This window comes from Haloarcula sp. K1, from assembly GCF_001647155.1.
GTDB classification, from domain to species: Archaea; Halobacteriota; Halobacteria; order Halobacteriales; family Haloarculaceae; genus Haloarcula; species Haloarcula hispanica.
In genome coordinates this window covers 494,307-516,377 of the sequence record NZ_LRHL01000043.1, presented here as the reverse complement: position 1 = coordinate 516,377, position 22,071 = coordinate 494,307, and the positions used below count along the sequence as shown (strand labels likewise).

The window sequence follows — 22,071 nt, the reverse complement described above, 5'->3', positions numbered from 1 at the left end:
GAATTTAAGTGGATTTCCTGAGTGCTATCGATTGGTGCTTGAAGCAACTATACCTCGGTCCATACTGCCGTCAGCCTTCAGTACCCGGAAATTACACAAGCACCGTTTTCAGGTACGACAACTGTCTGACCGGGGTTTATCACCGTTGCTGCGTGACAGTGAGACATGATAGTAGAATTTCACATCGATGCCCCCCTCTTGCAGCGAACAGCTGAAACGCTGAGTAAAGCAGCGATACGGATACAGCGACTTCACTGCGAGAGTGGCGACTGCCGTGCCGTCGCCTGGATTGGCCCCGTCGAGCGGCCCGCCATCGAAGCGAATCTGGCCCAGGACGAGAGTATCACCGACTATGCCCACGTAGCGGCAGAAGGAGATGGTCACTGGTACACCCTGCATACAACTGACACGATAATCGATACGATCGGAGAAGCGTTGTTGAACGCGGACGGGTTCCTACTCGGTGCCGCACAGACCGGCGACGACTGGGTGTTTCGAGCCCGGTTCCCCGAGAAGAGTTCGGTGCTGTCGTTCCGTGACGTGCTCGTGTCCAGTGATATCAACATCGACATTCAGACCATCACCGACGACACGGAAGCCTCTCCCCAGTTCGGCGTGACGGATCCACAGCAAGAAGTACTGTTGCTCGCGCTCAACCGTGGCTACTTCACCGTCCCGCGAGAATCGTCCCTCTCGGACCTCGCCGCGGAGCTCGGGATCTCCAGTCAGGCCGCCTCGGAGCGGCTCCGGCGGGGGACGCGGACGCTGGTCCAGAACACACTGGCGGCCCCTGAGCGGCCGCTTGTCGGCTCACCGCCGGAGTAACCGGGGCGGAACAGAGTTCGGTTGAGAGAAGACGAAGGTGGTGGAACGCCGAATCGCTGTGAGCAGCGGGTCCGGGGGTGGGTAGTGCCGAATAGCTGCGTTCTGCGTTGCTCAAAGCGACAGTCGTCAGATGCAAGACCGATGGTCTGTCATCGGCCCACCGGTTACTTCAGACAGTGAAACCACTCATCTGCTGTTATAAGAGAAGGGAGCGTACACTGTGGTATGAGTTCGAACGAGGGGACTGTGTATATGTTGCGGAACCGGGCCACGGAGGGGTCCGACGACTGGGTCAGCCCCGAACCCGCAGGTGATGTTATTGCCGATGCGGTGATCGAAGCGACAGATCTAGATGCGGACGATATTGACGGACTGGATACGTACGTCGACATCGAGTCACTCCGTGCGGTCGTCACAGAGAGGACGACGGAGTCGCTCACGTTCGGTGTCGAAGGACACGACGTGACGATTACCGCTGACGGAGAGGTTTCTGTCGACAGTTGAGTCGGTGCTATGTCCAAATGACATAAGACGATGGCCCGAGAGCCCCAGATATGACCCGCGTCGCACTCATCGCACACGACGACGAGAAGCCCGAGATGATCGACCTGGCACAGAGTTACGAAGCCACGCTGTCGGAGTTCGACCTGGTCGGGACCGGTACGACGAGCAAGCGCATCATGGCAGAGACCGATCTCACCGTCGAACGAAAGGAGAGCGGGCCGATGGGGGGCGACACGCAGATCGGCGCTGAGGTCGCCGAGGGCCGGATGGACGGCATCGTCTTCCTCCGGGACCCGCTGACGGCACAGCCCCACGAGCCGGACATCTCGGCCCTCCTGCGTATCTGTGACGTCCACGACGTACCGCTGGCGACGACGCGGACCTCAGCGGAGTACATCCTCGAAGGGCTGGTTCGAGACGAAGCCGACGACTAGCCCGTCGGAGCGGGAGACAACCGCCTGCAATCTACTTACTCAGCGTACGTCGGCCGTTCCGCGTACTCGATGGGGTCACGTTCGCCGATTCGCTGGAACGCTTCGAGCCGGAAGACACAGGCGTCACACGTCCCACAGGCCGGTTCGTCGTCTCGGTAGCAACTCCAGGTGTCCTCGTAGGGGACGCCGAGTTCGACGCCGCGCTCGGCGATGTCGGTCTTGGACCACTCGACGAAGGGTGCGACGAGGTCGATGTCGGTGTCGGGTTTCGTGCCGGCGTCGATAACGCTCTGAAAGGCGTCGAAGAAGGCGGGCCGGCAGTCCGGGTACCCCGAGAAGTCCTCGCTGTGTGCGCCGATGAAGACGGCCCCGCAGTCGTTGGCCTCGGCGTAGGAGACCGCCATCGACAGCAGATTGGCGTTGCGGAACGGGACGTACGAGGTCGGAATCTCGTCGCTGTCGGTGTCGGCGTCCGCCACGTCCATCGAATCGTCGGTCAGCGACGACGCGCCTATCTGGGTAAGGTGGCCGGTCTCGACGTGGAGGAAGTCCGCCGCGTCGACGTGGTCGGCCAGCGCGCTGGCGCAGTCGTACTCCCGGTCTTCGGTGTTTTGCCCGTAGCTGGTGTGCAGCAGGTACAGGTGGTCGTAGCCGCGGGTCTGTGCTTCGTAGGCCGCCGTGGCGCTGTCCATGCCGCCGGAGGCGAGCACGACAGCGCGGGTATCGTCGGTCATCGTTGTACGTGGTGTCGCAAGCAGTTACGTTCCCGGTGCGTCGTTCCAGAGGTCGACGTGGAGTCGCGGTGTGTACCGGTAGCCGAACTCCAGCGCGAGGTCCGCGACTGTTTCCCGGGTCGCTTCGAGTTGGTCGCGCGTCTGGCCTTCCGGCATCAGTAACACGTCGTCGTCACGAACGCGGGTAGACACGGCGTCGCGGAGTCGCTCGACGAGGCGCTCGATTTCGGCCATATCCTCGCGGCCCGTGACGACGAACTTCAGTTGCGTGTCGTAGGTTTCGACGAGTTCGGCCAGCGTCGGCACATCGAGTCGGCGCTCCTCGTGGCGGTCCGCCCACTCGCCGTCACCGTCGGGATCGCGTTCGGCCGTCGGCGTACTGGAGGCCAGTTTCGGGCTGACGCTGGCGAGGTCGATAGGAGCGTCGGGGACGACGGTCCCGTTGGTCTCGACCGTTGTGTGGTAGCCCCGGTCGGCCAGCCGTTTCAGCAGGTCCGCGCTCGAATCATGGATGAGCGGTTCGCCGCCGGTGAGGACGACGTGGTCGGCGTCGTACGCCTCGATAGCCGCGAGCACGTCATCGACGGTAAACCAATCGTGGGTCGGTTCCCAGGAGGTATGATAGGAGTCACAGAACCAACAGCGCAGATTACAGCCGCTGGTCCGGACGAACACGCTCGGGACGCCGGCCAGTCGGCCCTCGCCCTGAAGCGACTGGAACAATTCGTTGATGGGGAGATCGCCCGTCTCCGCGTCGGCGTCGGTCCCCTCGATGCCGAGCCCGGGCGCGTCGTTTGCGACCGGCATCAGCGGGTACAGAGTTCGCTGGTCTCCCGAACGGAGACAGCCACGTCCGACACCGTCTCCGGGAGGCGGTCGGCGAGTCGCTGCTCCAGTATCGTCGCCATGACCTCGGCTGTCGGCGGGTGGTCGAGGACGACCACGGCGTCGCCGTCGCCGCTGGCGTCGAAAGCCTCGACCAGTGGGTCGCCGGCCTCCAATAGGAAGCGGTGGTCCCACTCGTCGACCACGTCCGTGACCTCGCCCTTGTCGACGACCCACCCCTCGTCGGTGAGTTCGCCGGTGACGCGGACAGTTATCTCGTAGTTGTGTCCGTGCGGGCGCGAACATTTCCCGTCGTGGTGTCGCAGTCGATGGCCCGCAGAGATCCGGATCGGCCGGTCACCGCCGACGACGAGTTCGCGTTCGCCCGCGTCGGCGAGCGTGTCCTCGGCCTTCGATAGTCGCTGAGACATACCACGGTATTATCGGTCGATGTATTAACTCTCACGGGAGCTGGCCCACCAATGTCTCGATACTACGGAGCCAACAGTAGTTTGATGACCGGTATCAGCAGTCGTCGACGGCCGCAAGTCGTCGGTTCATCGCTCGTAGATACTCGGCGGCAGCATCGGGATGGTCGTTATCTAGCGCGGTGTACACTTGCTCGCAGCCGTGCAACAACCGCGACCGCAGATCACACTCCGGCAGTTTGTTCCGGCTGACCGTCTCAGCCGTCGCAACTGTCTGTCGGGCCGTATCGAACTCCGCCGCGATAATCGCTGTTTCGCCCTCGTCAGCGAGTTGTGTCAGCACCGCGTGGACGTCGCTGGGCAGGTCTCTGGGCACATCCGCGGTTAGTTATGCACAGTCATAACGCTCGTGTTAGTTGTACAGCGATGGGCGGCGGCCCGTATCGCGAACGACTATCGGCAGCGGACATCGGCGTAAGGGATAGGTCGCTGCAGCCCACAGAGTCGGGTGTGACACGACGTGCCGTCGAACAGGAGTTCGAACGTTACCTCTCGCAGTTCGTCGACGAGACGTACGCGGCCTTCGACGTGGCAGCCGTGCTACGCGGGTCAAACGGGAGCGGAAGCCGCGTTGCGGGCAAACTGCTGAACAACAGCCGCCCGCTGGAGCGCCACGTCGTCCGGCCGAAACTCCAGTCCTACCAGCAACAGATACTCGCCCAACTGGAGCCCGTACTGGATTACGCTGCCACTGACGCGGCGTTCGATACCTATGCTGACGAAGTGCTGGCCCGTGATATCTACTGGAACGCACTTCGAGACACCGTCCATGGCGACCGCCGGGACCGGATTCGAGAGAGCCTGCTGGCCCGCCAGCAGTCGTTCGGGGACGACCTCGCACCGCTTGTCGCCGCCGACAGCGACGACTTCTGGACGGCTGTCACCGACGCATATGATCAGGAGAGGGCGACGGACATCGTCCAGACCCATTTCGAGTTCTCCGTCCCACTGCGGGAGAATCAGAACGCCTTCGCCTTCGAACTCACCATCGACCCCGGTGAGGTGCTGGGCGGTCTGGCACGAGCCCTCCCTACGCTCGACGTCGAGTTCACCGACGAGGCGTTGCGGTCGATGCGACGGGCTGAACAGCAGGTCATTCCGTCGGCGAAGGCTGACGTAGAACAGGCCTACGAGTCATAGACCGGCTCCGCCGCTGGGTGTCGCCTTGCATCGCGCTCGCTACTGACTGGTGTTCCTCAGAGGAATAGTCCGAAAGTGGACACGACGGCCGTCTTGGCACATGGACGGCCGTTGTGTCAGGTATTGGTGTTGGTGTTGACTGACGACGGCAGGGATGGTTTACTCACGTCGACTCGGCCTCGGACTCCGCGAGACCGATAAGCATGGGAGCTTGGCAGCGAACGCCGGTGACGGCGTTCACATACGGCTACAGTACGTAGACCAATCAACCTGCCATCGATTTCCAGGTACCCATATGGTAAATAACCTACGAAATATGTTACTTCTATACTGAGTAAATCATTATATCCAATCGTCAGCGACCAGAGAACCGGAACACTGGAGGAGGCGAAAATGCTAGAAATCTGGTAGTTCTTTCGCACAGGTGGCGGGAGTCGAACGCGGCAGTGAAGTGACTGGCGTCGCGTCAGTCGTCGAAGGGCCAGTCACCTGTAATCCGCATCCCTTCGGCGAGGTTCTGGGCTTCGAGCGCATCGGCTATCTCTGCGGGGTCTTTGTGGGCGGGCCGCACTGAGTCGTCTGCAAGTGTCACGGCGAGTTCGGTCAGGAGGACGGCCTGCTCGCGGAACGTCCGGGGCTCCAGTTTGTCCAGCGTATCGGCGTGGGTGTGGCCCCAGCCACGCCCCTCACCGCCGGTTTCGCTGGTCACATGATAGCCGGGGACGCCCCGGCGTACGAACGGCCAGTGGTCGCTGTGGGGGCCTTGCTCCGGCGTGAGCGAGATTGGGTGATCGAAGCGGTCGGCCACGTCCTCGGCGGCGGCCGCGAGTGCGTCGAAGCCGTGGGTGTAACACTTCAGCGTGCGGCCCTGGACGACGCCGTCGAAGTTGAGCACGGCCGTCACGTCGTCGGGAGCAGTTTCGTCGGCGAGGCGGTTCGACCCCACGAGGCCGACCTCCTCGGCACCGAAGGCGACGAACTCCACGCGTGTCTCCAGTTCGTCTTCGCGGCCGGCCAGCGCGCGGGCGGCCTCGACGACCATCGCCGTTCCGGCCCCGTTGTCCATCGCCCCCTCCGCGATGTCGTGAGCGTCGACGTGGCTGGTCACCAACAGTCGTTCGTCGGTGTCCGGTCCCAGTTCGGCGTGGACGTTCTGGCTCGTCGCGTCGGGCGTCCCGCAGTCGACGCTGACAGTGATATCGTCGCCCGCGTAGCGACGCGACAGTCGCGCGCCCGTCTCGCTGGCGACGCCGATAGCCGGAATCTCGCCGATAGGTGCGTCTGCTGTCCCGACGCTTCCGGTCGGCGGCAGGACGCCCTCGACGTGGTTGCGGTAAACGAATCCGACTGCGCCGGCCTCGACGGCGTGATAGTACTTCTCCCGTCGGTGGATGTACCGGTCGTACCAGTCGGGCACGTCGGAGCGGGCCAGCACTACTTTGCCCTCGCAGTCGGCGTCTTCGAACTCCTCCGGGAGGCCGTGCCCAACGTCGACCAGTTCACCGGTCACCTCGCCGGCCGGCGACCGCGGCAGAGCGATACACTCGTCGGCCTGCGCCGCGACCGGCGACCCGTCAACGTGGACGGCGCTGTCGCCCCGTTCCCAGCCCTGGATTGCGAACTCCGAGAGCCGAGCGTCGCGGGCGTACGCCGCCAGCGCGTCCCGAGTCGCTTCTGCGGCCGCCCGTTCGCCGTCGCTGCCTGCCATCCGGTTCCCGATGTCGACCAGCGTCTCCAAGTGATCCCAGCCGGCCGTGCTGGTGAACGTCTCGCCGATCCAGTCAGTGTCGTCCATACGTCCCGGTGGGGCCGTGCCGGGTTTGAAATTAGGGGTCGTCGGGCGGCCGATGAAGCAATTACGAAGGGGCGAGCGGGCCGTACCGGCTGGCGAACCCGTATCCCAGAACTGCGACTGCAGTGATTGCGAGTCCGAAGAAGAGCAGCGAGAAAAGGAGGTCGAGCGGCGTGACGGCTATGACCGGCCGGTCCAACAGGCGGTAGAACGCCGAAAGGAGCCCGCTACCGAGGACACTCGCGGCGAGAAACCCGCCGAAACTGGCGAGACCGACGGCGGAGGCGGCGGCGGTGCAGTACCGCTGGGACAGGTCGCGCCGCCTGGCGTCGGCGTACACCAGCGCGGTGACGGACGGCGACACGAACAGGGCGACAACAACCGGGAGGAAGGTCATATCTGGGAGATGGCTGGAGAGGATACATAAAATCGGCTCCCGATAGCTGGCCGGTCAGCGGTCCGGTGCGCCGTTGTCCGGGGCACGGCATCGATGACAGCGCCGTCGCGGACGTGCCGGCGGCCATCGAAGCCGAAACCGACTGCATCGAACCGGCGGCAGGGTTCGGACCGTCGCGGGGTACGCTTTTGCCGATTCCGTCCGACTACCCGGGTATGTCCGCCACACTGCGCGAAGCGGTCGCCGAGCCGGTCCGGGACGCCGTGCCGTTCCTGGTCATCACCGTCCTGTGGGTCGTCGTGATGATCGTCCTCTGGCCTGTTTCTCCTGACCAAGCCTGGCGACATCACCTACGACGCCTGGGTCCACGCGACAGTGTTCGTCATTCCAGCTATCGGGTTTCTGGGACAAACCCTCCAGCAAGCGCTGTCGGGCTGAGTGGAATCGGTGCTGGTTACTTCCAGGGGTTCGGCACCAGTTCGGCCTGTACCGTCGCGCCGACGGCGAGGTGCGCGTCGGTCGTCGGCTCGGCGACACAGAGCAGGACGTAGCCGTCCGCCAGATGCTGCTCTTTGAGCGCCCGCGGCGGGCGGTGATGGACCACGTCGCCGGACAGCAGGCGAGCGGTACAGGTCCCGCACGCTCCGGTTCGACAGCCGAACGGCAGCCCGATATCCGCGGCCTCCGCGGCGTCGAGTATCGTTTCGCCGTCTGGCACCGAAACCGTCTCCGTCCGGTCGCTGTCCCGCCAGTCCAGCAGGACCTCGGTCATCGGCCGCCCAGTCGCATCGTCCTCATTGCCACACGTCGCTGGTACAGTCGCCGTCGGGCCACCGGATCTCGTGGGCGCGAGCAGGGCCTTCGGGTAGGTCGCCGAAGTCCACGAGGAAATCCCGGTCCAGCGACATCGTCCCCGTCCGCGGGTCTACGTCGGCTTTGAGCATCACCGACCCCTGCTCGGCCTCCTCGGGGAAGAACTGGTTGTCCCACGACGAAAACAGTGAGGTCGTCCAGTACAGCCGCTCGCCGTCGAGCGAGAGCTGGAGCATCTGCGGCCCGGCGACAATATCGCGACCCTGGACCTGCTCGATGTCGCCGAAGTAGCCGCCGATAGAGATGGAATCGGCTTTTCGGGGGTTCGACGGGTCCGAGATGTCGTACATCCACACCTCGCCGTGGAGCCAGTTCGACCCGAAGAGGTAGCGGTCGTCCATCGAGATGAGGATGTCCGTCACCAGTGCCGGGACCGGCATGTCCCACCCCTCGTGTTCGCGGTCGTCGAACTCGATGACCGGCTCGGCGTGATATTCGCCATCCGATTCATGGAAATGGATGATATTCGAGGATAGCGCCGCGCCGACGTAGCCGTGCGTGCTCTCGGGCGTGTGCAGGAAGCGGGCCTCTAGCGGAATCAGGCCGTCCTCGCCGAGGTCGATGGTCTGCTCGACGGTGCCGGCCTCCCAGTCCCAGAAGTTGAGCCGCTGGCCGTACTTGCCGTCCTCGACATCGTCCAGGTCGAAGCCGGGGTAGTACGTCTTCGGGGCCGCCCACTCCGTCGACAGCATCACGTTCTGGCGGGGCTGGTACCAGTAGTCGTAGTTCATCTCGATCTCGCCGGGCGGGTCCCATCGGCCCTGCACCTCGAAGTCGTCGTTCAGTTCCAGAAAGCCGCCAGGGAGGTCGCCGTCGGCATCGCCGAGCATGGAAATGAGAATCTCACCGTCGGGGATGCAGTGGACGGTGTGGGGCGCGGAGAGGTCGTGGTCGTACACCGCCTCCGGTTCGATGACTTTCGTCAGTTCGGGGTCGCGGCGCTCCTTCGTGTCGACGATGTGGATGCGCGAGGAGCGCTGGCCGGGAATGACGAGGTGTCGGCGCTCCAACCCCTCCATGTGGCACGACGACGAGCAGGCGTTCCACCCGAAGTGGTGGAGTTCGTCGCCCTTGTTCGGCATCTCGACCCGGTTGATGATTTCACTGTACGTGTCTGAGTCGGGGTCTACGTCGACGACGGCCAGGAAGTCCGGCGCGTCGACGTCCTGACCGACGTGGAGGCCCATCACGTAGGCGGTCCGTTCGCGCTCGGCCTCCTCAATGGCCGCCTGCGGGGTGGCATAGCCCGGCCCCTCGTGGTCGTGATGCTCGTGATGGTCGTGTGTCTCGCTCTCTGACGGCTGTTCGGCGTCACTCATGCTTGTTAGTTACATACACATTACATTTTAGCAACGTGTTCCGGATGAAACGGCCGCTACATGCGGCGTGGTAATGGCGGCGTCCGGATCGATGCGCGGGCCGCCGCTGACTTCACGCCAGTTGTCGCCAGCTCCAAGTCGGCTCCCAGTCGAGCAGCCGCTCGGCTTTCGTCGTGTCGATGAGCGTCGCATACGGGTTCTCGTCGTCGGCTGTCGGCCCCCGGTAGTCAGCATCAGGGTACAGTTCCGCCGCGAGTTCGGCGCTCGGCGTCTCGGCGCTCGTATCTGGTGCCGAGACCCAGACGCGTTCGTGGCCGTCGAACGACGCCGCGACGGCCCGCTCAACGAGCCGAACGGCGTCGGTGGTGTGGACGTACGCGTACAGCGTGTTCCGCTGGGTGTGGAAGTGCGGTGACGCCCGAGACCCGGTGAGTGTCCGGTCTGCCTCGACGAACGTCTCCCTGGCCAGGTCGTCGTCGACGACCCACGGAAGCCGAAGCGACGTGATAGTGTCCGGGGCGTCCGCACTCCGGCGAGCGAACCCGTCGGCGGTGATCTCCAGTGCCTGTTTCCCCATTGCATACGGGTTCGACGGCGTGAGGCGGTGGTCCTCGTCGATCGGAAGGTAGTCGACTGTGATGGGGTCTGATTCGAACCCGCCGCCGATAGCGCTGAAACTCGACGCCAGGGCAACCGTATCGACACCCAGTTCGCCGGCCGCCTCCAGCACATGATAGCTGGACATGACGTTGCTCTCGTAGGTCCGGTACCCCGGCGTGTGGTCGGGCGTGGGAATCATCCCGAGATGGACGACCGCGTCGGGGCCGGATTTTGCGAGTGCGCCGTAGACCTCGCCCGCATCGAGCAGGTCAGTCCTGACGTATGCGTCCGAATGGTCTTCCTCCCGTTTCCCACGGGAGAGGTTGACCGTTCGATACCCCGCTGCAGTCAGGTGTTCGAGGACGTGCTGGCCGACGCGGCCGTTGCCACCAGTAACGGCGACCGATTCGGGCATAGCTACGTCTGCACCGCACAGCCCCAAAACAGTCCCGCAGGGCCTACGATGCCATCAGCGACCGCCGAACGGCGTCCTTGATCGGCGTCTGGTCAATCGGCACGACGTCCTGCAGGTCCATCTCCGGGTCAACCGTGACCGGGTTCCGCATACTCTCGGCCAGCGGCCGCGCGATGGCGTACTGTACGTCTGTCGTGAAGCGAAGCCAGTGCGAGGACAGGCCCGGCGTCATCACCGGCACGGCAATGATAAACACCCGCTTGCCCTTCTCCGCGGCGGTGAGTTTCAGCAGCGACTCGTAGGACCACACCGACGGCCCGCCGATGTCGTAGGTCTCGCCGCGGGTCTCGTCGGCACCGAGTAGCTCCACGAGGTAGCTGATTGCGTCGTCGACGCCGATGGGCTGACACGGCGTTCGGACCCACTTGGGGACGAGCATCAGCGGCAGGCGGTCGGTCAGGTCGTCGACGATTCGGAAGCTCGCACTTTCCGGGCCGATGATGACCGCCGCCCGAAGCACTGTCAGATCGAACGACCCTTCTGCGAGCACCGATTCGACTTCGCGCCGCGACGCCAGATGGGGTGAGAGATTCTCCTCGTCACCGCTGATACCGCTGAGATAGACGACCCTGTCGACCCCCGCAGCCGACGCCGAGTCAGCGAACCGACGGGCGTAGCGCCGGTCTAGCTCGGCGAAGTTCTCGGACGTGAGCGAGTGGATGAGGTAGTACGCAACGTCGATATCGTCACAGAAGCCATCGAGAGAGTCCGGCTCGCCGAGATCGCCCTCGAACGGCTCGACGCCGTCGGGAAAGGATTCCTCGCTCGCGCTCCGGGAGAACGCCACCACCTCGTGGCCCGCTTCGGCCAGGGTATGAACCAGTCGCTGTCCGATGAATCCGGTCGCACCCATAACGAGCACACGCATGTGTTCGTACCTTGTGTCGGAACCTCAAGGACGTTGCGGCGATTGCCGTGCAGTCCTGCCGCTGTCTAGAGCTGTAGGACGAGACGTATCGGTCACAGTGTGGCCGCAAAATAGCGGGCGGCGAGGGATTTGAACCGAAGCCAGACGTGCTCGCTCCGCTGCGCGCGACTGGCAGGGTTCAAACCGCTCTTGTGTTGCTATTCGCTCGTCACATCCGTTCCTCGCAGAATAGCGGGCGGCGAGGGATTTGAACCCCCGACCATCTGGTCCGGAACCAGGCGTTCTGTCCGCTGAACTAGCCGCCCACGAAAAGTGCTATCAGACTGTCCGTCTTAACGGTTGTGAACCGCAGCGTCAAGGTGACTCGCCAGTTTCAAGGGTGAAGTCGCTGGTCGGGTACGCGACACAGGTCAGGCAGTACCCCTCCTCCATGTCGTCGTCCATCAGCGAATCGTTGTTGCTGTGGCGGATGTAGTCCTCGGCCGGGCCGTCCTCGATGTGGCCGGCACAGGAGATACACTGGCCCTCGCGGCAGGCATAGGGGAGGTCCCAGCCTTCCTCCTCGCCGGCGTCGAGGAGCGGCTCGTTGTTGGCGACCTCGATCGTTTCACCCTCCTTGGCGAATTCGATCTCGTAGTACTCGACCTCGTCCTCGGCGATATCGTCGGGGTCGAAGCCCTCGTCCTCCTCTTCGGCCTCCTCGCCTTCGCCGAGTTCGCCTTCGGCCTCACCAGCCGGAATCGCTGTGGCACCGCCACCACCGATAGAGCGGTTGTACGGCTCCGGGAAGTCCGTCTCGGGGACTGTCGCGGCCCGCTGCTCGAGGACCTCCTGGGAGATGTCTTCCGGTGCCTCCCAACCGGTCCCTTTGGCGTAGTGGAGCGCGACCACTATCAGGGTGAGCGTGGCCCCGGCGGCGAGTCCAACGAGTTCTACCATGTGTCCGGCTATGGAATACTGGTTTAATTAGCTGTTGTTTCACCCGCAGCCGCCCGCGAACGGCCCGGCCACCAGACGACTGTGTGCCCGGCGACGGGCGATTAATTTCCACAGTGTTTAGTACTATCAATTAATGGAGTATGTCGTGGGACTAAAAGATTCGTGGAACGATCTCGGTACCGCCGGAAAGGTACTCGTCGGACTGGGCGTCGGCGTGGCTGTCCTGTTCATCCTGATTCCGATCATCATCATCGTCGCGGCAATAATTGCGTCCTTCGTACTGGGCATGGGTAGCAGTGGCGGCGACGTAGCTGTGGCCCCGCAGGCCTCGTTCACGTTCGAGTACGAAGAGACGACAGACGGCGTCGTTGCCGTCGTGACACATGACGGTGGTGATACGATCAGTGCGGAGCAACTCACTATCGAAGTGGCGGACGGACGAACAGTGGGGTGGGACGATGACGACGGCGAGGTGACCGCCGGCGACCAGTCACGCGTTAGCGTCGAAGACGGAGCTGAAGTCAGCCTCGTTTGGCACGGGGACGACCAGACAACGGTGCTCGCAAAGGGTACCGCTCAGGCAAGCGAGTTCTGAAGCGATACGGTAGCACACTCACGTCCGACGTGGGACGTCGTGGCGACCGAAGCCGTATCGGAGGCGGCTGGCGAGGCGGCGCGAGAAGCGGCCGTCGTCGGCCCGCGAGCCGAACCGCTCGGCCAACGACTGGTAGATGAGCGGGATCGGCACCTCCTGTTCGAGCGCTTCTTGCACGGTCCACGTCCCAGTCGACCCGCCTTCGACGCGGTCGGCCACGTCGCCGAGGTCGTTGCCCTCCTCGCGGAACGCTTCCTCGCAGAGCTCCAGCAGCCACGAGCGGATGACGGCCCCGTTGTTCCAGGTGTTTGCGACCGATTCCAGATCGAGGTCGTACCGGCCGTTAGCCAGCAGTTCGAAGCCCTCGCCGTAGGTCTGCATCAGCGCGTACTCGACCCCGTTGTGAACCATCTTGACGTAGTGGCCCGACCCCGCCGGCCCCATCCGGTCGTGGCCGTCGGGGCCGGTCGCGACGGCGTCGAAGACGGGAACCAGTTCGTCGTAGGCCCACTGCGGGCCGCCGACCATCAGCGAGAAGCCCAGCTCCGCACCGGCGGGGCCGCCGGAGGTGCCACAGTCGAGGTAGGCCGCATCGGTCGACTCGGCACGGCGAACCGAGTCCTCGAAGTAGGAATTACCGCCGTCGACCACGATGTCGTCATCGTCCAGTGATGGGGCCAGTTCATCCAGCGCGGCGTCGACCGGGTCCCCGGCTGGGACCATCAGCCAGATTCGTTTCTCCGAGCCGAGTTTCGCCGCGAGGTCGGCGATGGACGATGCCGGCTGTGCACCGGCTTCAGCTGCGTCGGCGACGCTCTTCTCGTCGATATCGAAGACGACGACCTCGTGGCCGGCTTCGAGCACGCGGTCGACCACGATTCGGCCCATGCGTCCGAGTCCGATGACGCCAAGTTCCATACCGGGGAGTCGCTGACCGAACAGGTAGGGATTGCGGTTCGACAGAAAAGCGTGGCACGAACACCACCCGTGCCGTCGTCAGTCATGGTACCGCCCCGGCCGACCGTCTCGGAAGCGGTCGTGGGAGCCAGCAATTGCCACGAGTCCTGTCCCGTACTGCACCGGATACTCCGGCTCTGGAACGCAAAAAATCCACGGAATACAATCACATCGTCCGTTGTAATCCCGGGACCACCGCCGTTTTGTTCCGGCCACTCTTGGTGAGAATATGGACGACCGCATACGCGAACACGCCAGGATTCTCGTCGACTGGAGCGCTCGCATCGACGCGGGCGACGACGTGGTCGTGGCTGTCGAGGACGGCGCACACGATCTCGCAGTCGCCGTGGCCGAGCAGCTTGGCGACCGCGGCGCGAACCTCCTGTCGACGTACCAGTCGGACGAACTCACGCGGGCCTATCTGGGGGCCCACGACGGGTCATTCACCGAGAACCCCGAGTACGAACTGGCGCTGTACGAACGGGCCGACAGCGTGCTGTTCCTGAAAGGGTCGCGGAACACTACCGAGACGGCCGACGTGGACAGCGACCAGCGACAGGCGTACTCGACGGCGCGACAGGCAATCAGGGAGGCCCGTCTGGACACCGACTGGGTGTCGACCCAGCACCCGACGCGGGCGATGGCCCAGCAGGCCGGGATGGCCTACGCTGACTACAAAGACTTCGTCTACGACGCAACGCTCCGGGACTGGGAGGCGCTGGCGGAGGAGCAGGCCCAACTGAAGGATATCCTCGACGACGGCAAAGAGGTCCGAATCGTGGCCGACGGGACGGACATCACGCTGTACATCGACGGCCGTATCGCCGTCAACTCCGCCGCCAGCGTGGCCTACGACTCCCACAACCTCCCCTCCGGCGAGGTGTTCACCGCGCCCTACGACACCGCCGGCGTCGTCACCTTCGACGTGCCGATGACGATACAGGGCCGCCGGGTGAAAAACGTCGAGCTGACGTTCAAGGACGGCGTTGTCGTCGACTGGGCGGCCGAACAGGGCGAGGGTGTCATCGGCGAAATCATCGGGACCGACGGCGGTTCGCGCCAACTGGGCGAGCTCGGTATCGGGATGAACCGCGGCGTCGACCGCGTCACCGACAACATCCTCTTCGACGAGAAGATGGGCGGGACAGTCCACCTCGCGCTCGGGCGCGCGTACGACGCCTGCCTCCCTGAGGGCGAATCCGGCAACGACAGCGCCGTCCACGAGGACCTCATCACGACGATGGGCGAGGGGTCGCGGCTCGAAGTCGACGGCGAGACGATTCAGAAAGACGGCCTGTTCCGCTGGGAAGACGGCTTCGAAGGGTAGCTGTCGCGGTACTGCAGTGCTGTCGGGCGGGAATCGCTGTTGCAGTGCTGTGGGCCGGGAGTGGCCTCCGTGCCACGACCCGGGGGAGGGCAGGCCTGCTGAGGGCTGTACTGATGCTGTTGTGATGTACCGCGAGCGGAGCGAGCGGTTTCACTCCGAGCGCGGCCGCAGGCCGCGACTCGGAGGTCGTTTTTAGCGTAGATTTTTGCGAGGAGCCCTCCACAGCGGCGCGAAGCGCCGCGAGGAAGGGCGACGAAGTAAAAAGGTACTAGATAGAGAGGAACTGCGACACCAGCCACTTCGTAAACGTCCCAGTAATTGCGCCGATCCACGAGAGCACCACGAAGTGCATGTAGGTGTTGGCGTTGTGGCCACCGTCAACGGTCCGGATCATCAGCGATGACAGCATCGCGCCGAACATGATAATGATGATCAGCAGGAACTCGATGAGCGGGATGTTGTAGACGCTAGTGTTGATAAGCGAGGCAGCGTCGAGCCGGCTCCCGGTGCTCAGGTTGAGCGACATATCAGCGAGGATGTTGACGACCTGCAGGCCGATGAAGAAGGCGAAGGTCGACGCGGCGGTCATCCCGTAGAGGAGGCCCACAAGCGTCGTTGCCGCCTGCTTGCGCTTCTGGCGGAGTTGTAGCACCTGATTCATGTTCTCGGAGATAAGCTCGCCCAGTTGCTTTGGCGATCCACCCATCTCGCGGCCGATGAGGTACATCTCGGAGAAGGTCTGGATGAGATAGGAGCGACAGTCGGCGGTAAAAAAGCGCCAGGCAGAGGTCGGCTCGATCCGCATATTCAGTCGTTTGTAGAGATTATCGATGTTCGGCGAGAGCGCGCCGAAGTCCTTCTTGCGGAGGGTACGAAGCACCGCACCGGTCGTCGACTGCTTCGCGCCCTCGGTCGCCCCGAGCGCACGGATGAAGTTCGGGAACTCGGAGTCCCGGTCCTTGATGCGCTGTTCTTCCTGTCGGAAGGCGATGCCGGGGATGAGCATCGGCGTGATCGGCGCGGCGGCGTACAGCGGCAGCGGCACCTCGTCGAACATGAAAAAGAGGTCGTTCAGCGTGATCGGCGAGATGCCGAGCATCCCCCCAAGCGTGATGAACACGAGCAGCATCGACAGTCCCACGCCGGCGACCATCGATTTGTTGAGTTTGGACTCGATCGGCGACGGGTAGTCGACCGGGTGGAACCACACCGGGTCGTAGGGGGCCATCGAGCGGATGGCGAGGTAGAAGCCGGTCTGGACGAACACGAACATCACGATGACGGCGCTGACGGTCATCGTCGGGTTCGTTCCGGTCAGCACCGGCAGGACGACGGCGAACACCAGCGCGAACGTCATCGACAGAATCATCGAGAGGTAGAGGTCCTTCATGACTTCCAGGCTGTCGAGCGAGCTCTTGTACACCGTCGAGTAGTGCTGGATGATCTGCTCCTGTTCAGTCAGGAGGTAATCGTCGAGTCCCTGTCCGGCCCCGAGCGTGTACGCGAGGCGGTCGAAGAAGTCCGAAACTGCGCGGCTCGGGACCTGTTTGGCCCGGCGACGGCAGGCGTCGTCGAGGCTCAGGTTCCAGGTGTCGACTAGCTGGACGATGCGGTGCATCTCCATCGCGAGTTCGCCGTACTCGTCTTCCTCGGCCAGCGTTCGGAACACTTCCATGCGGTCGATTTTCGTCGTCGCGAGCACGGTCATGTGCGTGATAAGCAGGTGAAACCGGTTGTTGAGTTCGCGTTTGCGCTGGCTCAGGAGGATCTTTGGGTAGAAAATCGCCGACGCCATCACCAGAAATCCAAGCAGGGGAATCGGTGCTCGGACCGCAAGGGGTTGATCCAGCAGCAAGGCGACGACCGTCGAAATAACGAAAAAGGCGACGGCTGGTAGCAGGATGAGGAAGAGATACCGCTCCAGCGGGATCGTCATCTGGCGGTAGGACTCCACGAGCGACTGGATCGTCTCGGATATCGTCAGGTCGAGTCCGCTTTCGGCTTCGCCCTGTGCCATCGTTAGTCAGGCCTGGCGATGTTGAACGGAATCCCTTCGACGCCGTCACGCTGGAAGTCCGAGATGAAGTCGTTGACTTCGTGATACCCCAGAATCCCCTCCTGGATGGCCCGCTCGATCATGTCAGCACGGAACTGGAGGTCGTCGTAGATGTCACGCGTGTCCTCGTACCCCAGGAGGGTCGCGATTTGCTCTTCGAGGACGAAGGAGTTGTTCATCCCCTGGAAGATGATCTCGTCCTCGACGGGGTCCCAGTTGAACACCTGCCGGGTGACGACACCGTCCATCTCCTTCGAGTACCCCTCGATCTCCTGAACGCTCGTCACGCGGCGCAGGACCTGATCGCCCTGCTTGACGCGGTTCTGGAACAGCGCCACGTCGGCCACGTCCATGAACGTCTCGGGGACGTTGATCGGTTCGCCGGTGAAGCGCTGAATCATCGAGACGATGTCGCTCGCGTGGAAGGTCAGCATCACCGGGTGGCCGGTCTGGGCGGCCTGGAACGCCATCCGTCCTTCCTCACCACGAACCTCCCCGACGATGATGTAGTCGGGGCGGGAACGCAGTGCAGCGGCGACGAGGTCGAACATGTCGATACTGGTCCCCTCGTCTTCGCCTTCACGAGTGAGGAGTTGCTGCCAGGTGTTGTGCGGGGGCAGCACCTCGGCGGTGTCCTCCGCGGTGTAGATCTTCGCGTCGTCGGGGATGAACGAGGTGATGGCGTTCAGCGTCGTCGTCTTCCCGGACGCCGTCTCCCCGACCACGAACACCGTCTGTTCGTTCTCCAGACAGAGCCAGAGATACGCGGCCAGTTGCGGCGACAGCGTCATCCACTTGGTAATCTGGAAAATCGAGAGCGGAACGTCGTCGCCCTGACGGATGGTGAGCGACGGGCCTTTGAGGCTCACGTCGTCGGAGTAGATAAGGTTCAGACGCGACCCGTCCGGCAGCGTCGAGTCGACGATAGGGTCCGAGTCAGAGACCGGGTCACCCATCCGTTCGCCCATGTTGCGGAGCCACTGGTCGAAGGCCTCCTCGCTCTGCCACTCGACAGTGGTTTCGAGCATCCCGTAGACCCCGTGGTCGACGTGACATTCGCTGCGGCCGATAACGTGAATGTCCTCGTTGGCCGGGTCGCGCATGACCGGTTCGAGCGGGCCGAGGCCGACGATGTCGCGGTTCAGCCGGTAGAGGATGTTCTCGTAGGTCTCCTGTGTGACCTCGACGCTGTTCACGTCGGTCAGGTTCGACAGGCGCGTGAGGACGCCGCTGTCGCTGTCTTCGTCTCGGACTTTGGTGGTTTCCTGCAGGAGTTCCTCGATACGGTCGTCGAACTGGGCCTCGTTTTCGGGCGCGGGCTTGTTGACGCTGCGCTGGAGCAGGCGGTTCCGGACCTTGCCGAAGACGGCCCGCTCGTCCTCGTCGAGTTCCGGCTCGATGGCGTAGTACTTCATGTCCTGGCCCACGTCGCCGTAGATATGACAGAAGATGGGGCCGCCGACCGGGTAGAGCACGTTCGGCCGGTTCGTCTCGTACTCGTCGTCGGCCTCGTCGATGAGCATTGGGAACTCACCGGTGATCTGCTTGAACTTCTTCAGGTGGTCCCGCAGGTGGGGCCGCCGCGCTGCCATCTGCCGAAGTTCGTCCGACGGTTTCGCACGTCCGTGGTCTGTCATATCTTATATCACCTCTAGGCGACGCTGCGCGATTCGATGACGATGCCGGTTCCCGAGCGGACCGAGAACCCGATGGTGTCACCGACCTGTTCGCCCATGCCGGCGAATCGGAGGACGTTGATCTGCCGGCGCACGTCGTTGCCGACCTCGATCATCTCCAGTTCGATGAACACGTCGGCGATGGCCCGGAACGGACCGATAGCCTCCTCGTCCAGCGTCGACGGGTCGACGGTGAGCATGATGCATTTGCCCTGTGAGATGACGTCCCGGAAGTAGGAGATGACCTCCAGTGCGGCCTGTCGCTCCTCGTTTTGCCGAACGAGGGCTTCGAACTTGGGGTCGTTCCGGAGGATGGCGTCGAACGTGTCGATGACGACGACGTCGGCGTCCCACATCACTTCAGCCTCCATCAGCCGCTTGAGGAGTTCCTTCCGCTCGGACTGTTCGTCACCGCCGGTGAGCGCGTTCGACTCGCCGATGTCGGCGTGCAGGAACAGCACGTCCTCGTCGAGGATGTGGTCGACCATGTCATACGACAGCGAGTGCATCTGGTCGAGGAAGCTCCCGACGGTGAGTTCCGTCGAGAGGTAGGTCACTTCGTGGCCCTCCTCACAAAGGCCGTAGGTGAACCGCTGGCTCATGGCGGATTTGCCGGCCCCGTAGTCACCCTCGACGAGGATGATACTGCCGGGCGGGATACCGCCGCCCAGTTCCTTGTTCAGTCGGTCGTGATCGTCCAGTCCGAGCGAGAATAGGTCAGTACTTGCGATACTCATGTGTTGAACTCGAACACCTCCTCGTCGCCGTTGACAATCAGCTTGAGGCGGTGGTCGCCACCGTCAAGGTTGCCGTTGATGTCGATGCGAACGACTTCACCGGGCCGCCAGCTGTTACCGCCGTCCGGCTCCAGCGTCACCGTGTAGTCACTGGTGAAGGCCCCATCGACGAACACATCTATCTGCCCGGGGACTGGCGCTAACGTCTCTGAGCCGGTGTTTTTGACGTGAATCGTGATTGTGTTTGCGCCGTTATCATAGATGGTGTTGCTGCCGCTGTCGGAGATGATTTCGACATCGGTCCGAACGTCGCTGCTCACGTCCAGCCCCTGTTCCGAGACAGCGTTGCTCAGCTCGCCGATACTGCTCGTAAAGACGCCGGCCACGCTCGCGGCGATAGCCATCGACGCGATGAACAGGATCAGGTGAGAGACGGAAACGCTCGCCATGTTAGCTCACCACCATCGTTTCGGCGATGCCGTTCTCGGTGACGACTTTCACCCGGTCGGGTTGACTACTGAGTGAGGTGACGGTAATCTCTAACCGTTCCTGTGACGCCCAGATATCCGTCGAGGGGTCGGTGTCAACGGTCGTGTCATAGCCCGCCTGATAGTCGTTGTCGACCAGCAGGTCGGTTGCTTCGACCGACAGCGTCTCGGAGCCGGTGTTGTCGACGGTCACGACGAGATTCTCGCTGCCGCTCGCGTTCCATGTCGCCGAGACAAGCGAGATGTCGGTGTTTTGCTGGTCGAGCAGCTGGTCTCGCTGGTCCTCGCGAGCGTCGTTGACGCGCTCGAAGCTGTTCGCGGTCGCGGAGTAGAACATTCCGAAGCCGATGAACGCGGCCACGAAGATGACGGCTGCCGAGCCGCTAACGCTGAATCCCATCGGAACCACCTCCACCGACCAGTTTCGAGAGCGCAACGGCGTCAGCCCCGCTGTCACTGTCAAGCTGCGAGATGTAGTGCAGGCTCTCCGTGTGGTGGTCGATAGACAGCCCATCCCCGGTGTCGTTCACGTCGTTGAAGCCGCGGAGGTACTCCTTGAGCTGGTCCGCGACCGACTCGTCGATCCAGTCGATAGTCTCGTAGTAGTCGATAGCGCGAGCCGTCTCGCGGTAGCCCGAGTGCTGGACCAGGAACTCGAGCCACTCGACGATGATGAGGTCCGCCGCGAACCCTTCCGGCATCGTCGCCAGGTACGGTTTCCCGTCGTCGTCCGCGTCCGCATCCGAGCCGTCGTCTACCGTTGATTCATCGCCGCTGCCGGCGGCTGCCGTGTCCGTTTGCGTGGCGGTCGGCTCTGGCTCGGGCTCCGGTTCCGGCTCGGGCTCGGGCTCCGGTTCCACGGCTGGCTCGGGTTCCGGCTCTGGCTCCGGTTCCGGTTCGGCTTCCGTAGCCGCCTCGGCCTCGTCACTCCCGTCGTCCTCGATGACCTCGTCGAAGAGGTCGTCGTCTTCCAGCCCGCCCATATCGTCGTCCGAATCCTCCTCGCCCAGCATATCGTCCTCCTCGCCCAGCAGGTCGTCATCGCCTTCGCCGAGCAGGTCATCGTCGTCGTCCGCTTCTTCCTCGGGTTCCTCGCCCTCGGCCCACTCGGCGTCGCCGGACTCGTACTCGTCTTTGAGCTCTGCGAACGATTTGCCGCCGTCGCCGTCGTCGCTGTCCTCGTCCATACTCTCCCCGTCGTCCATGCTCATGTCGTCCTCCGTGTCGTCGAAGTCGTCGAACTCCTCGTCGAACGACCCGCCGTCGTCCTCGAAGTCGCCCATGTCGTCGCCACCGTCGTCGGGGAACATGTCGTCGACACCGCCGTCGTCCATCGACATGTCGCCGCCAGTGTCCTCCGTCAGGTCTTCGTCGAAAAAGCCCTCTGCGTCGGCGTTGGCGACGTCGTCGTCGATGTCCTCCTCTGTATCGTCGCTCCCGTCGTCGTCGAACAGGCCGAAAGAGCCGCCGCCTTCGCCCATGCCGCCCATACCGCCGTCGACGTCGTCGGCGAAGGGGTTGACGCCACGGGTGACCATCTCGTAGATATCGAGCAGCTTCCGGACGTTCTCCTCGGTCTCTTCGACGGACTCGGAGATGCTCTCGTTTTCTGTCCGAACCGTGTTGACCGTCGAAGAGAGGCTACCGACCTCGTTTTCCAGTTCGTCGAGACGGTGTTCCAGTTCGTCGGTGTCGGGTCCGCTCGCGTCTTCCATGTCGCCGAACTCGTCGTCACCGAACCCACCCATGTCGTCGCCACCGTCGTCGAGCCCACCCAGACCGCCGAGGTCGTCGCCGCCACCGCCGTCGTCAGCCATCAGACCGCCGCCGTCGGCCATCTCGCCGCCACCGCCGTCCTCGCTCGCATCCCCGCTCTCGTCGTCCGACAGGATCGAATCGAACATATTCTTGATGCTCATACCGACCAGCCCGCCGGTCAGCAAGACAAAGAGGGCGGGTGCCAGTCCAACCAGTTCCGGTGAGACGGCTGGAGCCAGCGGCACGAGAGCGAGACTACTCATC

The 22,071-nt window shown here is 63.3% G+C and carries 25 protein-coding genes and 1 tRNA gene; 6 read left to right on the top strand and 20 right to left on the bottom strand.

What is annotated here, in order from left to right; genetic code table 11:
• Positions 1–165: 165 nt before the first annotated feature.
• The 3 genes from AV929_RS16165 to AV929_RS16155 all read left to right on the top strand — a co-directional run bounded on the left by AV929_RS16165 (position 166) and on the right by AV929_RS16155 (position 1,763).
• The gene (locus AV929_RS16165; RefSeq protein WP_005537411.1) at positions 166–825 is read left to right on the top strand and encodes a helix-turn-helix domain-containing protein; all 660 of its coding nucleotides are present in this window, start codon (positions 166–168) and stop codon (positions 823–825) included.
• A 225-nt stretch (positions 826–1,050) separates the two neighbouring features.
• Positions 1,051–1,329, top strand: a complete 279-nt coding sequence (locus AV929_RS16160; protein ID WP_014041313.1) for a HalOD1 output domain-containing protein — start codon at positions 1,051–1,053, stop codon at positions 1,327–1,329.
• 50 nt (positions 1,330–1,379) lie between these two features.
• Complete coding sequence (locus AV929_RS16155) at positions 1,380–1,763, top strand: methylglyoxal synthase (RefSeq protein WP_050007260.1); 384 nt, start codon at positions 1,380–1,382, stop codon at positions 1,761–1,763.
• 35 nt (positions 1,764–1,798) lie between these two features.
• On the opposite strand, the gene queC is transcribed toward AV929_RS16155, so the two are convergent.
• The 4 genes from queC to AV929_RS16135 form a co-directional block, all read right to left on the bottom strand.
• Positions 1,799–2,497: a 7-cyano-7-deazaguanine synthase QueC gene (gene queC / locus AV929_RS16150; RefSeq protein WP_064288710.1), complete on the bottom strand. Its 699-nt coding sequence runs from the start codon at positions 2,495–2,497 to the stop codon at positions 1,799–1,801.
• A gap of 24 nt (positions 2,498–2,521) precedes the next feature.
• Positions 2,522–3,304, bottom strand: coding sequence for a 7-carboxy-7-deazaguanine synthase QueE (locus tag AV929_RS16145; protein WP_064288709.1), 783 nt, complete (start codon positions 3,302–3,304; stop codon positions 2,522–2,524).
• Positions 3,304–3,753, bottom strand: coding sequence for a 6-pyruvoyl tetrahydropterin synthase family protein (locus tag AV929_RS16140; RefSeq protein ID WP_050037084.1), 450 nt, complete (start codon positions 3,751–3,753; stop codon positions 3,304–3,306). The genes AV929_RS16145 and AV929_RS16140 overlap by 1 nt, the downstream gene beginning before the upstream one ends.
• A 94-nt stretch (positions 3,754–3,847) precedes the next feature.
• Positions 3,848–4,126, bottom strand: a complete 279-nt coding sequence (locus AV929_RS16135; RefSeq protein ID WP_064288708.1) for a hypothetical protein — start codon at positions 4,124–4,126, stop codon at positions 3,848–3,850.
• A 134-nt stretch (positions 4,127–4,260) separates the two neighbouring features.
• On the opposite strand from AV929_RS16135, the gene AV929_RS16130 reads away from it, so the two are divergent.
• Complete coding sequence (locus AV929_RS16130; protein ID WP_064288930.1) at positions 4,261–4,950, top strand: hypothetical protein; 690 nt, start codon at positions 4,261–4,263, stop codon at positions 4,948–4,950.
• 466 nt (positions 4,951–5,416) lie between these two features.
• Here AV929_RS16130 and AV929_RS16125 read toward each other — a convergent pair whose 3' ends face one another.
• The 9 genes from AV929_RS16125 to AV929_RS22870 form a co-directional block, all read right to left on the bottom strand.
• Positions 5,417–6,745, bottom strand: a complete 1,329-nt coding sequence (locus AV929_RS16125; protein WP_064288707.1) for a M28 family peptidase — start codon at positions 6,743–6,745, stop codon at positions 5,417–5,419.
• Between the two features lie 61 nt (positions 6,746–6,806).
• Positions 6,807–7,139: a hypothetical protein gene (locus AV929_RS16120; RefSeq protein WP_014041321.1), complete on the bottom strand. Its 333-nt coding sequence runs from the start codon at positions 7,137–7,139 to the stop codon at positions 6,807–6,809.
• Positions 7,136–7,486 (bottom strand): hypothetical protein, encoded by a 351-nt coding sequence (locus tag AV929_RS21965; RefSeq protein WP_155120759.1) that lies wholly within the window; start codon positions 7,484–7,486, stop codon positions 7,136–7,138. The genes AV929_RS16120 and AV929_RS21965 overlap by 4 nt, the downstream gene beginning before the upstream one ends.
• 107 nt (positions 7,487–7,593) lie before the next feature.
• Positions 7,594–7,911, bottom strand: a complete 318-nt coding sequence (locus AV929_RS16115) for a 2Fe-2S iron-sulfur cluster-binding protein (RefSeq protein WP_014041323.1) — start codon at positions 7,909–7,911, stop codon at positions 7,594–7,596.
• Between the two features lie 22 nt (positions 7,912–7,933).
• On the bottom strand, positions 7,934–9,331 hold the full coding sequence (locus AV929_RS16110) for a selenium-binding family protein (protein ID WP_064288705.1): 1,398 nt from the start codon (positions 9,329–9,331) through the stop codon (positions 7,934–7,936).
• Positions 9,332–9,443: 112 nt separating this feature from the next.
• A complete protein-coding gene (locus tag AV929_RS16105) occupies positions 9,444–10,346 on the bottom strand; it encodes an NAD(P)-dependent oxidoreductase (RefSeq protein ID WP_014041325.1) in 903 nt (300 codons plus the stop codon).
• A 43-nt stretch (positions 10,347–10,389) separates the two neighbouring features.
• Complete coding sequence (locus AV929_RS16100) at positions 10,390–11,274, bottom strand: NAD(P)H-binding protein (RefSeq protein WP_014041326.1); 885 nt, start codon at positions 11,272–11,274, stop codon at positions 10,390–10,392.
• A gap of 232 nt (positions 11,275–11,506) precedes the next feature.
• Positions 11,507–11,579, bottom strand: a tRNA-Arg gene (locus tag AV929_RS16095).
• Positions 11,580–11,628: 49 nt separating this feature from the next.
• Positions 11,629–12,213, bottom strand: a complete 585-nt coding sequence (locus AV929_RS22870; protein WP_014041327.1) for a 2Fe-2S iron-sulfur cluster-binding protein — start codon at positions 12,211–12,213, stop codon at positions 11,629–11,631.
• 145 nt (positions 12,214–12,358) lie between these two features.
• Here AV929_RS22870 and AV929_RS16085 point away from each other — a divergent pair, with 145 nt between their 5' ends.
• Positions 12,359–12,808 (top strand): type IV pilin, encoded by a 450-nt coding sequence (locus AV929_RS16085; RefSeq protein WP_129755612.1) that lies wholly within the window; start codon positions 12,359–12,361, stop codon positions 12,806–12,808.
• An 18-nt stretch (positions 12,809–12,826) separates the two neighbouring features.
• Here AV929_RS16085 and gnd read toward each other — a convergent pair whose 3' ends face one another.
• On the bottom strand, positions 12,827–13,750 hold the full coding sequence (gnd, locus tag AV929_RS16080; RefSeq protein ID WP_255359481.1) for a phosphogluconate dehydrogenase (NAD(+)-dependent, decarboxylating): 924 nt from the start codon (positions 13,748–13,750) through the stop codon (positions 12,827–12,829).
• 244 nt (positions 13,751–13,994) lie between these two features.
• Here gnd and AV929_RS16075 point away from each other — a divergent pair, with 244 nt between their 5' ends.
• Positions 13,995–15,092 (top strand): aminopeptidase, encoded by a 1,098-nt coding sequence (locus tag AV929_RS16075; protein WP_050037091.1) that lies wholly within the window; start codon positions 13,995–13,997, stop codon positions 15,090–15,092.
• Between the two features lie 268 nt (positions 15,093–15,360).
• Here the strand turns inward: AV929_RS16075 and flaJ are convergent, their stop codons facing one another.
• Genes flaJ through AV929_RS16045 form a run of 6 tightly spaced genes read right to left on the bottom strand, consistent with a single transcriptional unit; the run spans position 15,361 to position 22,070 of the window.
• Positions 15,361–17,109: an archaellar assembly protein FlaJ gene (gene flaJ / locus AV929_RS16070; protein ID WP_014041331.1), complete on the bottom strand. Its 1,749-nt coding sequence runs from the start codon at positions 17,107–17,109 to the stop codon at positions 15,361–15,363.
• Between the two features lie 2 nt (positions 17,110–17,111).
• The gene (locus AV929_RS16065) at positions 17,112–18,785 is read right to left on the bottom strand and encodes a type II/IV secretion system ATPase subunit (RefSeq protein ID WP_023843417.1); all 1,674 of its coding nucleotides are present in this window, start codon (positions 18,783–18,785) and stop codon (positions 17,112–17,114) included.
• Positions 18,786–18,799: 14 nt separating this feature from the next.
• Positions 18,800–19,561, bottom strand: coding sequence for an ATPase domain-containing protein (locus AV929_RS16060; protein WP_014041333.1), 762 nt, complete (start codon positions 19,559–19,561; stop codon positions 18,800–18,802).
• The gene (locus AV929_RS16055) at positions 19,558–20,010 is read right to left on the bottom strand and encodes a CARDB domain-containing protein (protein WP_014041334.1); all 453 of its coding nucleotides are present in this window, start codon (positions 20,008–20,010) and stop codon (positions 19,558–19,560) included. The genes AV929_RS16060 and AV929_RS16055 overlap by 4 nt, the downstream gene beginning before the upstream one ends.
• A 1-nt stretch (position 20,011) precedes the next feature.
• Positions 20,012–20,449: a flagellar protein F gene (locus tag AV929_RS16050; RefSeq protein ID WP_014041335.1), complete on the bottom strand. Its 438-nt coding sequence runs from the start codon at positions 20,447–20,449 to the stop codon at positions 20,012–20,014.
• The gene (locus tag AV929_RS16045) at positions 20,433–22,070 is read right to left on the bottom strand and encodes a FlaD/FlaE family flagellar protein (RefSeq protein ID WP_064288703.1); all 1,638 of its coding nucleotides are present in this window, start codon (positions 22,068–22,070) and stop codon (positions 20,433–20,435) included. Before AV929_RS16045 ends, AV929_RS16050 begins: the two co-directional genes overlap by 17 nt.
• Between the last annotated feature and the right edge of the window lies 1 nt (position 22,071).

Coding starts and splice junctions, on each gene's coding strand:
- AV929_RS16165 (WP_005537411.1), top strand. CDS start 166: ATGATAGTAGAATTTCACATCGATGCCCCCCTCTTGCAGCGAACAGCT.
- AV929_RS16160 (WP_014041313.1), top strand. CDS start 1,051: ATGAGTTCGAACGAGGGGACTGTGTATATGTTGCGGAACCGGGCCACG.
- AV929_RS16155 (WP_050007260.1), top strand. CDS start 1,380: ATGACCCGCGTCGCACTCATCGCACACGACGACGAGAAGCCCGAGATG.
- queC (WP_064288710.1), bottom strand. CDS start 2,497: ATGACCGACGATACCCGCGCTGTCGTGCTCGCCTCCGGCGGCATGGAC.
- AV929_RS16145 (WP_064288709.1), bottom strand. CDS start 3,304: ATGCCGGTCGCAAACGACGCGCCCGGGCTCGGCATCGAGGGGACCGAC.
- AV929_RS16140 (WP_050037084.1), bottom strand. CDS start 3,753: ATGTCTCAGCGACTATCGAAGGCCGAGGACACGCTCGCCGACGCGGGC.
- AV929_RS16125 (WP_064288707.1), bottom strand. CDS start 6,745: ATGGACGACACTGACTGGATCGGCGAGACGTTCACCAGCACGGCCGGC.
- AV929_RS16120 (WP_014041321.1), bottom strand. CDS start 7,139: ATGACCTTCCTCCCGGTTGTTGTCGCCCTGTTCGTGTCGCCGTCCGTC.
- AV929_RS21965 (WP_155120759.1), bottom strand. CDS start 7,486: ATGTCGCCAGGCTTGGTCAGGAGAAACAGGCCAGAGGACGATCATCAC.
- AV929_RS16115 (WP_014041323.1), bottom strand. CDS start 7,911: ATGACCGAGGTCCTGCTGGACTGGCGGGACAGCGACCGGACGGAGACG.
- AV929_RS16110 (WP_064288705.1), bottom strand. CDS start 9,331: ATGAGTGACGCCGAACAGCCGTCAGAGAGCGAGACACACGACCATCAC.
- AV929_RS16105 (WP_014041325.1), bottom strand. CDS start 10,346: ATGCCCGAATCGGTCGCCGTTACTGGTGGCAACGGCCGCGTCGGCCAG.
- AV929_RS16100 (WP_014041326.1), bottom strand. CDS start 11,274: ATGCGTGTGCTCGTTATGGGTGCGACCGGATTCATCGGACAGCGACTG.
- AV929_RS22870 (WP_014041327.1), bottom strand. CDS start 12,213: ATGGTAGAACTCGTTGGACTCGCCGCCGGGGCCACGCTCACCCTGATA.
- AV929_RS16075 (WP_050037091.1), top strand. CDS start 13,995: ATGGACGACCGCATACGCGAACACGCCAGGATTCTCGTCGACTGGAGC.
- flaJ (WP_014041331.1), bottom strand. CDS start 17,109: ATGGCACAGGGCGAAGCCGAAAGCGGACTCGACCTGACGATATCCGAG.
- AV929_RS16065 (WP_023843417.1), bottom strand. CDS start 18,785: ATGACAGACCACGGACGTGCGAAACCGTCGGACGAACTTCGGCAGATG.
- AV929_RS16060 (WP_014041333.1), bottom strand. CDS start 19,561: ATGAGTATCGCAAGTACTGACCTATTCTCGCTCGGACTGGACGATCAC.
- AV929_RS16055 (WP_014041334.1), bottom strand. CDS start 20,010: ATGGCGAGCGTTTCCGTCTCTCACCTGATCCTGTTCATCGCGTCGATG.
- AV929_RS16050 (WP_014041335.1), bottom strand. CDS start 20,449: ATGGGATTCAGCGTTAGCGGCTCGGCAGCCGTCATCTTCGTGGCCGCG.
- AV929_RS16045 (WP_064288703.1), bottom strand. CDS start 22,070: ATGAGTAGTCTCGCTCTCGTGCCGCTGGCTCCAGCCGTCTCACCGGAA.